The following is a 14,769-nucleotide window of genomic DNA, read 5'->3' as shown; positions in this document are numbered from 1 at the left end:
TGGCGCCGTTAATCGGTGATTAGCAATGCGCTTCTACGTCCGGCCGTGCCCGGGCGCTAGTCGCCGTCGTTGTCTATGTAGGTAATGCTCACGCTCATGGCCGAAGTCATGTCTACTTTCAGCAGGCGCACGGCTTTCTGCATCTCGTTGTAGGAGAGCACTGCGTCAGCGGGGCGAGTCTGGAACGTGGTGTGGAGGTCGGGCCCAAGCGAAGCCAGCTGGCGGGCCGACACGTCGAACTGCGCGCTGATGAGCTGGCTCAGCGGCTCGCCCGTGCGGGTGTCTTTGGCGCCCAGGGCGTCAACGTAGGACTTCAGGGAAGGCTGGCCGGCGCGGCCGCTAAACAAGCGCTGCACCGTGGCGTGGGCCACCTGAGCCAACTGCAGCGGCAGGGCGCCGCGGTGGTAATAAGCCTCCATTTTGTTGGGAGCGGCCGCGCCCGTCATCACGCCAGCCGGAATCCCGATTTTGCCCGAACGTAGGGCCTGCTCGTAGTAGCGGGCGTAGGCATTCACGAGCAGCGACAGCGAGCTGCCGGCACTGGTGCCGGTGCTGCCGATGAACGTGGCGCGGTACGGCCCGTTCCACTGAGCCTGCACGCCGGCCAGGAGCTGGTCCATGGTGTTCACTACGTCGGAGAGGTAGCGGCGCTGGTTGGCAGATGCCACATACGATTGCACAATGGCGTTGTCGTCGGCCGCGATGCCGTTTAGCAGGAAGTCGAGGGCCGGAAAGCCCTGCTGCGGAACCGCCGTGGCCAGCTCAAAATTGTAGGAGCCCGATGCAATGTTCTGGCGGATGCCGGCGGCATCGGTGGGGTAAATGTTAAAGCGGTTGGCGAGCGAAACGCTGGCAGCCGGACCAAATTCAAACGCCTCTGCGCGCTGCCACTCCACGTAGGCCTCGCGCCAGGACTGCCGCAATGCCTGCAGGCCCGACGCCGTGGGCGCAGCCGTGAAAGCGGTGGTCTGGCCCTTCAGGGCCGTGAGCTTGCTGCCAAAACCCTTGTAAGCCGGAATCACCAGCGTGTCGGCCCACTGCGTGAGCAGGGCCTTGCGGTCCAGGTCCGACGTGCCACCCGCCGACGATTCGGGGCCTTCGATAACGTCCTTGCAGCTGGACACACCACCCGCTGCGAGCACGACCGATAAGGAAAAAAGCAGAATTGACTTTCTCATGGCACTATTAGGAAACTGGTATTCTTGAGTCGGAAACCGGGCAGCTCCGCTGGGCGGGTAACCAAAAAGGCGACGCAAATGATTCTGAATCGGCCGGCTTTACAGCGAAAACTTGGCGTTGATGGCCGCAATGGCCGCATCGGCCTGCGCCGCCGTGAGCGTCCAGGCGCCCTGGCTGCTCGAAGTCAGGCCGTTCAGCACCGAGTCGGCCCAGGCCACATCGGCCCCGGACTTGGTGCAGAAGCGCAGCGAGTACACAAAGCCCAGGCCTTCGCCCAGCGCATGCGCCTTGGCATCAAGCGTGGGATGCGATTTCCAGTTGGTGAGGTAAGACACGGCCGATTTGGCAATGGTTTTTTCCAGCTCAGTCCGAACAATGTCGGCCTGGGCTTTGAGGGTGGCGGCGTCGTTGTTCACAATGGCCGCGCGTCCTTTCAGCAGGGCAATGTACACGGCCGGCGAGGCCGGGCCGTTTTTCTCGTTGAGGTAGCCGGCCAGGAACCGCTCGCGGGGCGTGATGGCAATGTCCGTGACCATGGTGGCGTTGGCGGTGAGGTAGCCGTAGGCCAGGTCCCAGTTGTGCTCACGCTCGGTGTAGGCTTTGCCCGCGGCTACTTTGCCATTCTCGGCGGTGAGGGCCGCGTTGGTTAGCAGCACGTTGCCAATCTGGTCGAGCAACACGGCCCCAATCAGGCCTTTCTGAATAATTTGATTCACCTCGTAGCCATTGGCATCCACCAGGTAGCGGCCCAGGCGGCCAGCCTTGCCGGGCGCGGCTACCTGGTTCACCGACTGGCTGGCGGTGGCCAGCTCGGTCAGCTTGGCATCGAAGTAAGCCCGCACGGTAGCGGCGCTGGCTTCGGGAAAGGAAGCAGCCGTTTTCTCGCGGAGCGATACGCCGGTAGCAGCGGCGGCATTCAGCGGAGCCGCTGCAAACGGGGCATTTGCCCCGGTGTAGAGGTTGCGGAGCTTGGCAATGTCCAGCACTGCAGGCGTGGCCGGCGCCTGCACGGCCACGAGGGCCATGTAGTTATTCAATTCGCTGAACATATCGAGCCGCACGGCCGCCAGGCCCAAGTCCACCGTAGAAGCGCCGCTGGCGTCCTTAAACGAGGTGGTATAGGGGGTGGTACCGGTGAGGGTAGCATATTCCATTTTGGCCCGCAACGACTGACTGGCGGGAACCACGGAATCTTCCTTGCTGCACGAGGCCAGGCTGAACGCGGCAGTAACCAATACGAAGGCAGAAGAACGGCTGAGGAAGCTCATATGGGGTGACGAAATGGCTAGGGTAACGGGCCAGCAACTGCCGGCCTTGTTTAGAACCATTCTAAACTTTGACAAAAGTAGGGCCTATTTAGAATCGTTCCAAATAAAACCCAACACTTATCGCCTTTGTTTTCCCGCCACTCCGCGTACCCTGGGCGCCTACCCTGCGGCTTCCTCCATAACGGTTGCTTCCTGCGGCGCTTCCAGCTCAAACGCATCAGCCAGCAACTCATAGGAGCGCACCCGGTCTTGGAAGTCTGCGGTGATGGTCACGGCCGTTATCTCATCAACTTCGTACTCGGCGGCCAGCGCCGTGAATTGGGCATGCACCTGCTCGGGGGTGCCGCTCACCACGCGGTTGTGGTTTTGGCGCAGGTGCAGCTGGTCTTCGGCCGTGAAGCGGTAGTTGTGCACTTCCTCGGGCGTGGGCAGGGCGCCCCGCTCGCCCTTGCCGAAGCGTAGCAGCAGCAGGTCCATGGCGGCTCGCATTGCCTGCGCCTTTTCCTCGGTATCGGCGCAGAGCGTGAACACGGCCATGTTGGCCAGCGGCGCGGGCAGCTCCTTCGAGGGCCGGAACCGCTCGCGGTAGGTGCGCACGGCCTGCGGGCCGCCGTGGCCATTAATAAACTGCGCAAACGAAAACGCCATGCCCAGATGCGCCGCAAACAAGCCGCTCTGGCCGCTGGAGCTCAGCAGCCACAGCTCCGGGCTGGTGGCCGCTTTGGGAACGGCCATCACCCGCTCGTGAATGGTTTCGGGCACCCGGTCGTCGCGCAGGTAAGCCTGCAGGTCCATGAGCTGCTCCACGAAGTCCTGCTCGCTGAAGGTGTTGTGGGGGTTGAGGGCGTGGGCGGTGAGGCGGTCGCCGCCGGGCGCGCGGCCCATGCCCAGGTCAATACGACCCGGAAACAGGGTTTCGAGCATGCGGAAGTTCTCGGCCACCTTCAGGGCGCTGTAGTGCGGCAGCATGATGCCGCCCGAACCCAGGCGAATGCGGCTGGTCTGGCTGCCGAGGTAGGCAATGAGCACCTCCGGCGTGGAGCCGGCCAGCGTGTCTGTGTTGTGGTGTTCGGAAACCCAGAACCGGCCGTAGCCCAGCCGGTCGGCCAGCCGGGCCAGCGCTACAGTTTCCTGCACGGCCTCGCGTGCCGTGCTCCCGGGGCGAATGGGCGACTGGTCGAGTACGTTAAGGCGAAGTTTGGGGGTAACGGTCATGGTCTGGGGGAAGGGAACGAAGACTCCAGAACCGCAGGCCGGGGCTTCCGGTTCGAGCCAGCCGGTGCGGAGCATTACGGAAAAAAGGATGAACATTTGGGAATTCAACTGTTACGCACCCAAACAATCACAAATCCATCTACTTAATGAGCGACCAAAACACCGTCATTCTCCAGGTAGCCGATGGCACCGAAATGCGCGCCTACTCGGCTTTCCCCTCCGGCACAGGCCCCGTGCCCGGCATCATTCTGCTGCAGGAAGCCTTTGGCGTGAACGCCCACATCCGCAGCGTGGCCGACCGCCTGGCGGCTGCCGGCTACGCCGTAATTGCCCCCGAGCTATTTCACCGCACCGCCACGCCGGGCCTCGAAATTGACTACGCCGATTTCGCCACGATTGCCATGCCGCACTACGCCGCCATCAACCACCCGGACCTCACCGCCGACCTGCAGGCCTCCTATGCCTGGCTGCAAACTCAGGCGCAGGTACAGACCGACAAGATTGGCAGCATCGGCTTTTGCCTGGGCGGCCAGGTGTCGTTTCTGGCCAACATCGTGCTGCCCCTAACGGCGGCCGTGTCGTACTACGGCGGCGGCACCCACACCCTGAAAGACCGCGCCACCGAACTGCACGCCCCGCACCTTTTCTTCTGGGGTGGGCTCGATGAGCACATCAGCAAAGCGCACGTTGCCGAGGTGACAGACGCCGTAGAAGCCGCCGGCAAGCCCTTCATCAACACCGTGATTTCCTACGCCGACCACGGCTTCCATTGCGACGCGCGGGGCAGCTACCACCCGCAGGCCGCCGCAGAGGCCTGGGCCATGACGCTGGCATTTTTTGGGGAGAAGTTGGGCGCGTAGTGCTGGCGTCAACCTCACCCCCTGACCCCCTCTCCAAAAAAGAGGGGGCACCGGACAAGAAATAACACAGAAAGGCCACTGCTTTCGCGGTGGCCTTTCTGTGTTAGAAACAACTGCCGGATGCATATCCGGTCCCCCCTCTTTGTTGGAGAGGGGGTCAGGGGGTGAGGTTGACGCCAGCCGGTTCCGCCGCTGTCTGCCGGCCTAAATACTGCGCCATGCTGCTGGCCAGCACAATCTGCAGGGCGTGGTAGAGCATGAGCGGCAGCAGGATGAGGCCCGTGGCAGCGCTGGCCGGAAACAGCAGGCTGGCCATCACGCTGCCGTGCACCAACGACTTTTTGGAGCCGCAGAACACCGCTACCACCTGGTCGGCCCGCGAGAAATGGAGCAGGCGGCTCAGACTCCAGATGAGGCCGAAAACCAGCAGGTACAGTCCCACCATGCCGGCGCCCAGCTTGAAGACGTCGGCCGGCCGGTAGCGGCTGAAAATGCCTTCGGCAAAAGAGTCGCAGAAGGCGGTGAACACGATGAGCAGGATGGTAATTTGGTCGAAGACGCGCAGGCCGGCCTTGTGGCGCTCGGCAAAGGCATGGAAGCGGGCGTTGAGCAGCACCCCCGCCCCTACCGGCAGCACCACTTGCCAGAGCAGCTGCACGGCCAGGCCCCAGAGCTGGCTGCTGTCGGCGCTGGTGCTCAGGAAGATACTGGCCAGCAGCGGCGTGATTAGGATACCCAGCAAGCTGGAAATACTGGCGTTGAAAATGGCCGCCGGCAGGTTGCCGCCCGCAATGCTCACCATCACCACGGAGGTAGAAACGGTGCTGGGCAGGGCGCAAAGAAAGAAAATGCTTTGCCAGAGCAGTTCTCCCTTCTCGGGCCCAAACAGCGGCCGCACCAGCAGCGCCAACGCCGGAAACAGCACAAACGTGGCCGCCTGCACCAGCAGGTGCAGCTTCCAGTTGCGCATGCCGGCCCGTAGCTTGTCAAAGCTTAGCTTCAGTCCATAAAAGAAAAAAACCAGCGCCACACCCGCGGTGGTGATGGTTTTCCACGGCACGGGGCTGGCTTTGCTACCCAGGCCGGGCTGGAAGTAGGCCAACGCCACCACGCCTATCAGGGCCAGCAGAAACCAATCGAACCCGGCACGGGAAAGCAAGGCAGCAAAACGGTTGGGGGCAGGCGCAGGGGCAACGGGTTGATTCATGCCTCAAAATACGCCAGTACTACCATAAGGATGAGCTAACCGCCCGCTAATAGCAACGGCGCCCGACTCTGAGAGCCGGGCGCCGTTTAGGCAAAGTAGCCAGGGTAGCGCTTACTGGTCGCCGCCGCCGCCCAGGCCGGGCGCGGGGTTGCCCTGCACGCCCTGCACATTGGGTATGCCCATTTTCTCTTCGCGTTTGCGCTGGTACTTCTGGAATTGCGCCGGCGTCAGCACTTCCTTGATGGCCAGCAGGCGCGAGTTGCCAATGCTTTCCACCACGCCGGCCAGCTTGCGCGGGTCGGTGCGGTAGCGCACGCGGGCCGTCTCCACGTTATCAATCCCAAGGCGGTTGATGGCGCGGACTTTCTCGGTTTGCTGGGGCGAAAGGCCCAGGGCCTGCTGCATGTTGGCCGTGAGGGCGTTGGCCTTCGCGTCAATTACGGCATCGGAAGGTCCGGTCACGGGGGCGGCTTCGGCGGCCGTGGCTTTGGTTTTAACGCTGGGCTGGCCCACCGGCTTCACTTTGGTTTTAAGGGTGTTGGCAGCAGCTGGGGACTGCGCCAGCACGGCTGGGGCAGTTGCCAGGGCCAGCAATGACGAGAGCAGCAACAGTTTCATATGCATGTGGGGTAAAATCAATAACAAGGGTAAACAAGCGTAGGCATGGGCAAATATCGGGCAAAACCCAACTTGCTCCCCTTTCCAACGCTTCCCCAACCACGTTTCGTGCCAGAGCCTGCCGAAAAAACGCCGGTCTTGGACACGCCGCGCAACCTTTAAGCTGCATTTGGCATACAACCAACTATGAAACACGACAAACGCACCAAAAAGACCAAAAAGGCCAATAAGAGCTGGCTGCTGGCTGCCGGCCTCGGCGCGGTAGCCCTCGCCGCCAACCTTTGGAGCAACCGCCGCGGCTCCTACGAACTAAGCCGGCGCGTCGTGCTCATCACCGGCGGCTCGCGCGGGCTGGGCCTGGTGCTGGCCCGGCAGGCCGTGGCCGAAGGTGCCCGGGTGGCCATTTGCGCCCGCGACGAAGCCGAGCTGGCCCGCGCCCGCCAAGACCTGCTGCAGGCCGGCGCCGCCGAAGCCGACGTGCTGACCCTGGCCCACGACATCACCAACCAAGCCGAAGTACAGGCCATGGTGAGCGAAGTCGAAAAGCGGTTCGGCACCATTGACGTGCTCATCAACAACGCCGGCATTATTGTGGGCGGGCCGCTCGACAACATGGACTTGCGGGACTACGAGGACTCCATGGCCATTCACTTCTGGGCGCCGCTGCACGCCATGCAGGCCGTGCTGCCCAGCATGCGCCGCCGGGGCGAGGGCCGCATCGTGAACATTTCCTCGCTGGGCGGCAAAGTGGCTCTGCCCCACATGACGCCCTACAGCGCCAGCAAATTTGCCCTGGTGGGCTTGTCCGAAGGCTTTCGGGCCGAGCTGCACCAGCACGGCATCAGCGTGACCACGGTGTGCCCCGGCCTGCTGCGCACCGGCAGCCCCGGCCACGCCATCGTCAAAGGCCAGCAGGAAAAAGAGTTTGCCTGGTTTAGCATCGCCGACTCCCTGCCCGGCCTCACGATGAGCGCCGAGCAGGCCGCCCGCCAAATCTGGAACGCCTGCCGCCGCGGCGACGGCGAGGTCATCCTCTCATTGCCCGCCAAGCTGCTGGCGGCCTTCCACGGCCTGCTGCCCGGCACCACCACCGACATCCTGAGCTGGCTGAACCGGGCCCTGCCCGCCACCGGCGAGAGCCCCGCGGCCAACGTGCGCCGCACCGGCTACGAAAGCCAAAGCGCCATCACCAGGTCGCCCCTCACGGCCCTCACCCGCAAAGCCGCGCTAAAAAACAACGAGTAACAACCGCATGCAAAGCAAAGCCGCGCCAACAAGCTGCCGTGGGGCGGCTTTGCGGGGTGGCGTTTCTTAGAAGCTGTTTGAGTTAAACCCGCGGCCCGAATTGCAAAACGCCGGAACACCAAGCTGGTGTTCCGGCGTTTTGCAATTCGGGCTCTAATGGGCCCTTGGTAGAGCGCCCGCAGCGTTTCCACTCCGGTACGGGCGCTAGCTCAAATAGCTTCTTACAGAGTGCCGCGGTGCTTTTTGACAACCTGGGTTTTGGTGCTGCGGACTCCGCTGCGGCGGAAGCTGTTGAAGAAGTGGCCGTCGAACAGGCCGTGGTGGCCGTACTGCTTGTAGTTAGGTCGGTGGTTGCCGGGCAGTATTCTGCGGTAGGGGTTGGAAGCTACTGCATCAAGGGTGGTAAACATTCCGAGGAGGCAGGCAAACAGAAAAAGTGAGCGGAACATATAGATTGAAGCTGAAATGGTAAGATTAATGACCAGCAGTGCTTTTGTATCGCGGGTTGGCACGAACAAATAACATTCCCCTTAAGACGAGTTTCTCGGGCCTTTCGACAAATTCCCTCTGAAACACGTCGAACACGCTCTTTCACGCCCACAACCTTAAACGGAACCGTTGGCTGCCCCCACAAACACCTGCCAAAATGCACCGCAGATGCCTCCTTTGCCCTGCTATGCCGCAGCCAGCATCACTTGCATTTCGAAATTGCACCGGTCATTTTTCAGCTCATTTAGCTGAAGCTGGCGCGGGCTGGCACTTGGGGCAGGTATAGGTAGCCCGCCCACCAACATAGGCTTTGTCGATTTTCACCTTGGGATGACGGGGGCAAAAAGTGTGCGCATCGTCGCTGGTGGGCGTGGCCGAAGTATCCCACTCGCGGGCATGAATCAGGAAAGAGGCGGGTAAATGCCGGTAGTTGGCTTCCTGTTTGATGGCGGTGGTGAGCACCAGTTGCACTGCCGCGTGCAGGGCATTGCCTTCCTTTTCAGTTATTGTGGTGCCAAGGCGCTCGGGGTGAATTTTGGCCTGAAACAGCACCTCGTCCACTATCCAGTTGCCCAGACCGGCGGTAATGCTTTGGTCAAGTAGAAGCGGCTTGAGCAGGGTTTTGCGGCGGGCCAGCTTCTGGTGCAGCTCGGCGGCGGTAATGGCCAAGGCATCGGGGCCTATTTTCTTGGCCTTCTGGTGCGCGGCGGCGCTTTCGGCCAGGCGGATGCGGCCGAATTTGCGCGGGTCGATAAACGCCAGGCGCAGGCCCGATTCTTCGAGGTGCAGGGCCACGCGGGTGAAGCGCGGGGCGTCGGGCTCGTCGCGGTAGGCGCCCACGTCGCCGGTCATGCCGAAGTGCAGCACCAACACTTGGCCGTTGTCCAGCTCCAAAAAGCAGTTTTTGCCCAAGCGGCTGGTACCCGAGATGGCGCGGCCCACCAGGCCGGCGCGGAGCTGGTCTTCGGGGGTGGCCAGCACGTGGGCATCGTTCACCTGCAAGGCGGCAATGGTCTGGCCCACGGCCAGCTCGTCTATAAAGCGGCGGTAGGTTTCTACTTCGGGTAATTCAGGCACGGACGAAAAGTGGAAATTTGAGCGTTTTTAGCAGACCGTCGTGCTCATCTGGCGTCCGCGCAGCCGAAGCATCTCTACCGCGCCATTTGTCATCCTGAGCGCAGCGAAGGACCTTGGCACCGAGAAACGAATTGTTCTCCGGTGATAAGATGCTTCCTTCGTCAGCATGACAAGCGGCGCGGTTGAGATGCTTCGGCTGCGCGGACGCCAGATGAGCACGACGGTCCTTTTGACTGTTCCGTAACAACCCAAATCCGCTCGCGGTTGCAACCCCGCCCCTACAAATCGCCGCGCAGCAGCCCTTCCAGCACCACCACGCCCGTGCCGCCAACCTGCACGGCCGCAATGGCCTCGCGGGGGCCGCTGACGCGCACTTGCACGGTGCCAGCGCGGCCCATGTCGTGGCCCTGCTCGGCAATAAAATCGGGCGAATTGAGGTAACCGTGGTGCCACAGGTACGCCGCCATGCCGCCCGTGGCCGAACCCGTAACGGGGTCTTCCGAGATGTCGGGCGGGGTGCCGAAGTGACGGGCGAAGGTGTGGCCGGCCGGCGTAGCGCCCCCCAGACAAAAGAGGTGCGGGCTAAAAAAGTCGCTTTCGGCACGGTAGCGGCCCAGGCCGGCGGCGTCAGCTACGTGGGCGCGGCGCAGGGCGCCGTGGTCGCGGAGCAATACCATGAGCTGCGGGGTACCGGTGCTTACGGTTTGAATGGGCGCGCCGGGCAGCAGGTCGTCGGGCGTGAGGCCGAAGAGCGGCAGCACCACGTCGGGGGCGTGCACGGCGCCAAAAACCGGCCGGCGCTGGGTCATCCAAATCAGGGGTGGCTGGCCAGCTGCCGCGGGCAGCACATCTACCCGAATGGGGCCGTGCAGCAGGTGCAGGGTAAGCATCAGGGGCGCACCATCGGCGGGCAGCACCACGCGGCCCGCGTGTAGCAGGGCCGCCACGGTAGCAATGGTGGGGTGCCCGGCCAGCGGAATTTCCTCAGCCGGCGTGAAAAACCGCACCGTAAACTCCATGGTGCCGGCATCGGCCTGGTCCACAAACGCCGTTTCCGACTGGTTGAACTCGCGGGCCAGCTGCTGGCGCCGGGCGGGCGTCAGCGCATCAGCATCGAGCACCACCGCGCAGGGATTGCCACTCAATGGCTGGGTAGTGAAGGCATCAAGGAGCAGAAACGGCAGTTGGGGCATGGTACAAAGGGTTTGGCGAGGCTGCGAAGAAACCGTAGGGAATTAAGAATTAAGAATTAAAAATGAAGAATTAAAAAGGTCCGCTGGGAGTACCAAGCGGACCTTTTTAATTCTTCATTTTTAATTCTTAATTCCTGGTCAGGACGGGTCGTGCAGCTTGGCTACGCGCTGGCCTTCGTGGTCGTAAACATCGCCGCCGGGCGTGATGAAGAGGCGGCGCTGCTGGCTGTCGGTGAGCACATAGGGGAAGGTGCCGTTGGTGGTGCGCGTGATGCGGCCCACTACTTCAGCGTTGTCTTCGTCGTCCACGCGCACCACTTTCAGGGCGTTGGTGAGGTAATAGCGCTGGCTAGGGTCGCTGCGGAAGGTGAGCTGGCCCACCAGGCGCACGGCACCGGCCGCCGATTCGTTGCGGGCCACCACGTCGTCATCGGCTTGGGTGGTGGGCAGGCGGCGCATTAGCTGGCTATCGGCCGCGGGCTGGCGGCGGGCCGCTATCACAGCCGGTGCGGCCGAAGGCACAGCGCCACGGTTGCTGGCTGCGATTTGGCCGCTGGCGCGCTGCCAGCCCTGGCCAATAGCGGCCAAGCGCGGCGTGCGGCCGGGGTGCGTGGCCGAGCCGCCGCCGTCGGGCACGGTGGCCATGGCCGCCTGAGCCTGGGCCAGGTTGGCACCCAGCTTGCGCAGCACGAAGCCCGAAAATTCGTCGGCTTCCAGCTCATCGGCGGGCTGCGAGCCACCGGCGCGCAGGGTGTGGCCGTTGAGGTGGTGGCCCATTTCGTGGGCCAGAATGCTGATGCCCGCCCAGTCGGTGTGGCCGGCCTGGTTCACGGCGTTCAGGAAATCGGGGTTGTAGAGCAGAAACCGCTTGCCACCGTAAACCACAGCGGCGGCGTTATCTATCTCGCGGGTGGCGCGCAGCTCGAAGCGGGCTTTGAGGCCCACAGCATCCGTGATTTCGCGGATAACGTCGGTGGCAGCCGGGGCGGTCTGGGCCTGGACGGGCGTTGCAAACGCCATGGGCAAGGCCAGCAGCAGCGGCGCAGCCAGACGGGTAAGTAAACGAGGGAGGAAAGTCATAGCGGAAAATCGAAGGTGAATGACTACTAACCTACTAAGGCAAGCGTAGTGCCAGATTATGCCCCTGACACAACGACAAGGTCCTGCTTATTCAGGGCACCGGTCAAAGAATTTAACAACCGTTCCTGCAGCCCTATGCTCTTGAAACGCCCCCGCCTGTTTTTCATTGCCAAAGGCAAGTTGCATGCACGCGGCGAAGGCCGTCGGTAACTGGTTGAATAACGATTTGCGGCGGCTGGCAGTTCATTTGCTAAGAGTCGGTACGGGACCGAAACGGTTGCGTTTGGGTGCGGCCGGTCCGGCCTGGGCTAGCTTTGCAGCACCGGCCGCAGCGGCCGCATTCCATCGAGTCTTTAGGCATGAACCAGGCACATTGGCACCTTATCGTTAACCACGCCCCCATTATGGGCAGCTTGTTTGCCTTGGTGCTGCTGGCCGTGGGCCTGCTGGGCAAAAACACCACCCTGGTGCGGGCCGGCCTGGTGGCCGTGCTGGCGGCGGGTGTGCTATGCCTGCCCGCGCAGCTCACGGGCGAGGGCGCCGCCGAAATTGTGCAGGAATTCCCCCGCGTGAGCCGCGCCCTCATTGCCAACCACGAGGACGCGGCCGAACTGGGCTTTTGGGCCCTGGAAGGCGCAGCGGCCCTGGCCCTGTTTGCCTTGCTGCTGCTGAAAAACGCTTCGCCGCGTGCCCGCCTGGTGGCCGTGCTGGCGCTGGTGGCCACGGGCCTCAGCTTTGGGTTGCTGGCCGCGCGGGCAACCTGGGCGGGCAAATTCGCCACACCGAAATCCGCGAGGGTTTTGGTACGCCCGACGAACTTTAAATTCTCCCCCCCCCCCGCTCCTATGGCATTTCCCTTCTTCGGCGACGACAAATCCCTGGTAGCTAAACTACTGGCTACCCTGCCCCAAACCGGCCGCATTGAGTGGATAGGGCAACGCCCGGTGCGCCGCGAACCGCTGGTGGCGGTGCTGGAGGCGGAGCTAAAAACCGACTCGCACCTGCTCGGCGACCACGCCCGGCCCAAGGCCGGCGGCAAGCGGCAAATCACGCTGCTCCAGCACGAGGCCCTGGCGTCGGTGGCCAGCTTCCTGGGCCTGCCCGAGCCGATTGCGCCCGGCCGCCTGCGCCGCAACCTCACCGTGAGTGGCCTGAACCTGCTGGCCCTGAAAAATCGTCAGATTCGCATCGGCGATGAGGTTGTTCTTGACATCACCGGCGAGTGCCACCCGTGCTCCCGTATGGAGGAAGAGTTGGGCCCCGGCGGCTACAACGCCATGCGCGGCCACGGCGGCCTCACGGCGCACATTGCCCAGGGCGGCATTATCCGGGTGGGCGACGTGGTGCGAGTGGTTGTGGTTGGCTAACTTCTCGATACGCCGGAGCTTATGCGGCGAAATAAAAGCCTCCAAGCATGAGCATCTCGGCTAAGAGTTGTATTTTCGAAAAAAGAGTGGCCTTACTTTGTAAAAATACGTACCTAGCACCACAGACGACCAAGCAGTTAACCTCTTTGTATTGTTATATTTTTTAATTTTCATTTTCCATCTTTCTATGTACACAAACTTACTTTCGCTGCCGCCTGTACGGCCGCTTCGGCGGTTTTTGGCTACTTTCTTAGCCATGGCATTGGTCTTGATTGGGACCGTGTCGCAGGCGCAAACGACCATTTGGGCCCTTGGCACCACAAGCCAGGCGGTGCCGGTGGGCAACCCATTTTTCCCGTCGGGGGCCGCTCTTGGAGCGCAGGGCATCTTCCCGTTCTCGCCCAGCAGGGATAATGGCATCCAAGGGCCGGCCTCACCAATTCAAGGCCTCAGCGCCGGCCAAAGGATCGTGGGAATGGATTATCGCCCCAACACCGGCCAACTCTTCGCGCTGGGCTACAATGCGTCGGCCACTACAGCCAATGCCCGCCTCTACACATTAGTACCCACCACTGGAGTAGCCACCCCAGTTGGAAGCGCTGACTTTACGCTGGATCTGGGAGGTCCGGCTGAGCGAATTGGTTTTGACTTCAATCCCACTTCGGACCGCATCCGCGTGGTGAGTACCAACGACGCCAATTACCGTCTCAACCCGGTAGATGGCACCGTAGCGGCCGTTGATGCCACCCTGAGCTACGCCACGGGCAGCCCTGCTAACCCTGGAGTGGGGGCCATAGCCTACAACAATTCCTTTATCGGGAGCACCAGCACCACGCTCTACGACATGGACGAGTTGAACAACGGCATCCTGTCGATTCAGAATCCACCGGATGCGGGTACCCTGAATGCGATTGCCACCATCAAGCTGTTGGGCTTTGGCATCGGCGATGCCATCGCATTTGACATAGACATCTACTACACTGGGACAGCCAACGTGGCGTACCTGTCGGAGGTGACGGCTCCCAACTCGTCGGGCCTTTCCAGCAGTAACATCTACCAACTTGACTTAGCGACGGGCCTCACATCAAACAAAATCAACATAATTCCAGCCACCTCGACGGCGCCTTTCAACGTTGTCGACATCGCTGTGCCCATAACGCCCCCGGTGTGCGACGCGCCCACGGGTCCGGTGGCCAGCGCCATCACCAGCAACTCTGCCTCGGTGAGCTTCACTGGGAGTGGTTCGGCCACTAGCTACACCGTGACCACCTCGCCCGCCACCACTACCCAAACGCTGCCCGCCTCGGCTACTTCGGCCAACTTTACGGGCCTGACGCCCGGCACGACCTACACGGTGAGCATCGTGAGCAACTGCTTTGGCGGGTTGCTTATGTCTTCCCCGGCCACCGTGACATTCACTACCACGGCTCCTCCGGCTTGCAATGCGCCCACCAACTTATCGGCCAGCGCTGTTACCAGCAATTCGGCCACGGTGAACTTCACCGGCAGCGGAACCGCCACGGGCTACACCGTAACGACCACACCCGCCACCACCACGCAAACCTTAGCCGCCTCAGCTACCTCAGTTGACTTTACGAGCCTGATGCCCGGTACCGCTTATACGATTAGCATCGTGAGCAACTGCGCCGAAGGGACTACTTCTTCGCCCGCCACTACAACTTTCACCACCACGGCGGCCCCTAACCCGGCCCCGGTCATCAGCAGCCTCAGCCCCAGCTCGGCCACGGCCGGCGACCCGGCCTTCACCCTCACGGTGAACGGCACGGGGTTCATCGCAGGCTCTGCCGTGGCCTTTAACGGCACAGCCCGCGCCACCACGTTTGTTTCGGCCACGCAGGTTACGGCCAGCATTCCGGCTTCGGACATTGCCACGGCCGGCACCTACAACGTGACCGTGACCAACGCGGCGCCCGGCGGCGGCACCTCCGCTACGGCCACGTTCACCGTGAA

At 62.4% G+C, this 14,769-nt stretch carries 13 protein-coding genes; 4 read left to right on the top strand and 9 right to left on the bottom strand.

The window, feature by feature from the left end:
- Window positions 1-56: 56 nt before the first annotated feature.
- The 3 genes from BEN48_RS07040 to BEN48_RS07030 form a co-directional block, all read right to left on the bottom strand.
- The gene (locus tag BEN48_RS07040) at window positions 57-1,178 is read right to left on the bottom strand and encodes an imelysin family protein (protein ID WP_070733894.1); all 1,122 of its coding nucleotides are present in this window, start codon (window positions 1,176-1,178) and stop codon (window positions 57-59) included.
- Between the two features lie 99 nt (window positions 1,179-1,277).
- Entirely contained in the window at window positions 1,278-2,447 is a 1,170-nt protein-coding gene (locus tag BEN48_RS07035) for a DUF4856 domain-containing protein (protein WP_070733893.1), read from the bottom strand.
- Window positions 2,448-2,606: 159 nt separating this feature from the next.
- Window positions 2,607-3,662, bottom strand: coding sequence for an LLM class flavin-dependent oxidoreductase (locus tag BEN48_RS07030; RefSeq protein ID WP_070733918.1), 1,056 nt, complete (start codon window positions 3,660-3,662; stop codon window positions 2,607-2,609).
- 146 nt (window positions 3,663-3,808) lie between these two features.
- On the opposite strand from BEN48_RS07030, the gene BEN48_RS07025 reads away from it, so the two are divergent.
- Window positions 3,809-4,522 carry a dienelactone hydrolase family protein gene (locus BEN48_RS07025; protein WP_070733892.1) on the top strand — a complete coding sequence of 238 codons (714 nt, stop codon included), beginning with the start codon at window positions 3,809-3,811 and terminating at the stop codon, window positions 4,520-4,522.
- A 157-nt stretch (window positions 4,523-4,679) separates the two neighbouring features.
- Here BEN48_RS07025 and BEN48_RS07020 read toward each other — a convergent pair whose 3' ends face one another.
- On the bottom strand, window positions 4,680-5,729 hold the full coding sequence (locus tag BEN48_RS07020; protein WP_070733891.1) for a bile acid:sodium symporter family protein: 1,050 nt from the start codon (window positions 5,727-5,729) through the stop codon (window positions 4,680-4,682).
- A gap of 111 nt (window positions 5,730-5,840) precedes the next feature.
- On the bottom strand, window positions 5,841-6,347 hold the full coding sequence (locus tag BEN48_RS07015; protein WP_070733890.1) for a hypothetical protein: 507 nt from the start codon (window positions 6,345-6,347) through the stop codon (window positions 5,841-5,843).
- Window positions 6,348-6,533: 186 nt separating this feature from the next.
- Here BEN48_RS07015 and BEN48_RS07010 point away from each other — a divergent pair, with 186 nt between their 5' ends.
- Window positions 6,534-7,592 (top strand): SDR family NAD(P)-dependent oxidoreductase, encoded by a 1,059-nt coding sequence (locus BEN48_RS07010; RefSeq protein ID WP_070733889.1) that lies wholly within the window; start codon window positions 6,534-6,536, stop codon window positions 7,590-7,592.
- 221 nt (window positions 7,593-7,813) lie between these two features.
- Here the strand turns inward: BEN48_RS07010 and BEN48_RS07005 are convergent, their stop codons facing one another.
- The 4 genes from BEN48_RS07005 to BEN48_RS06990 all read right to left on the bottom strand — a co-directional run bounded on the left by BEN48_RS07005 (window position 7,814) and on the right by BEN48_RS06990 (window position 11,431).
- Window positions 7,814-8,002 carry a hypothetical protein gene (locus BEN48_RS07005; protein ID WP_070733888.1) on the bottom strand — a complete coding sequence of 63 codons (189 nt, stop codon included), beginning with the start codon at window positions 8,000-8,002 and terminating at the stop codon, window positions 7,814-7,816.
- A gap of 319 nt (window positions 8,003-8,321) precedes the next feature.
- Window positions 8,322-9,158 carry an Fpg/Nei family DNA glycosylase gene (locus BEN48_RS07000; RefSeq protein ID WP_070733887.1) on the bottom strand — a complete coding sequence of 279 codons (837 nt, stop codon included), beginning with the start codon at window positions 9,156-9,158 and terminating at the stop codon, window positions 8,322-8,324.
- Window positions 9,159-9,436: 278 nt separating this feature from the next.
- Window positions 9,437-10,351 carry a PhzF family phenazine biosynthesis protein gene (locus BEN48_RS06995; RefSeq protein ID WP_070733886.1) on the bottom strand — a complete coding sequence of 305 codons (915 nt, stop codon included), beginning with the start codon at window positions 10,349-10,351 and terminating at the stop codon, window positions 9,437-9,439.
- A 138-nt stretch (window positions 10,352-10,489) separates the two neighbouring features.
- On the bottom strand, window positions 10,490-11,431 hold the full coding sequence (locus BEN48_RS06990) for a M48 family metalloprotease (RefSeq protein WP_070733885.1): 942 nt from the start codon (window positions 11,429-11,431) through the stop codon (window positions 10,490-10,492).
- Between the two features lie 359 nt (window positions 11,432-11,790).
- On the opposite strand from BEN48_RS06990, the gene BEN48_RS20060 reads away from it, so the two are divergent.
- Both BEN48_RS20060 and BEN48_RS06980 read left to right on the top strand, forming a co-directional pair.
- Window positions 11,791-12,798, top strand: a complete 1,008-nt coding sequence (locus tag BEN48_RS20060; RefSeq protein ID WP_317043685.1) for an MOSC domain-containing protein — start codon at window positions 11,791-11,793, stop codon at window positions 12,796-12,798.
- 475 nt (window positions 12,799-13,273) lie between these two features.
- Window positions 13,274-14,769, top strand: a 1,496-nt coding sequence (locus tag BEN48_RS06980; protein ID WP_241502204.1) for a DUF4394 domain-containing protein, incomplete at its 3' end; no start/stop codon positions are given.

It is taken from the genome of Hymenobacter glacialis, assembly GCF_001816165.1.
Classification (GTDB): domain Bacteria; phylum Bacteroidota; class Bacteroidia; order Cytophagales; family Hymenobacteraceae; genus Hymenobacter; species Hymenobacter glacialis.
The sequence above is the reverse complement of the archived record's forward strand: the minus strand, read 5'-3'. Positions and strand labels throughout refer to the sequence as shown.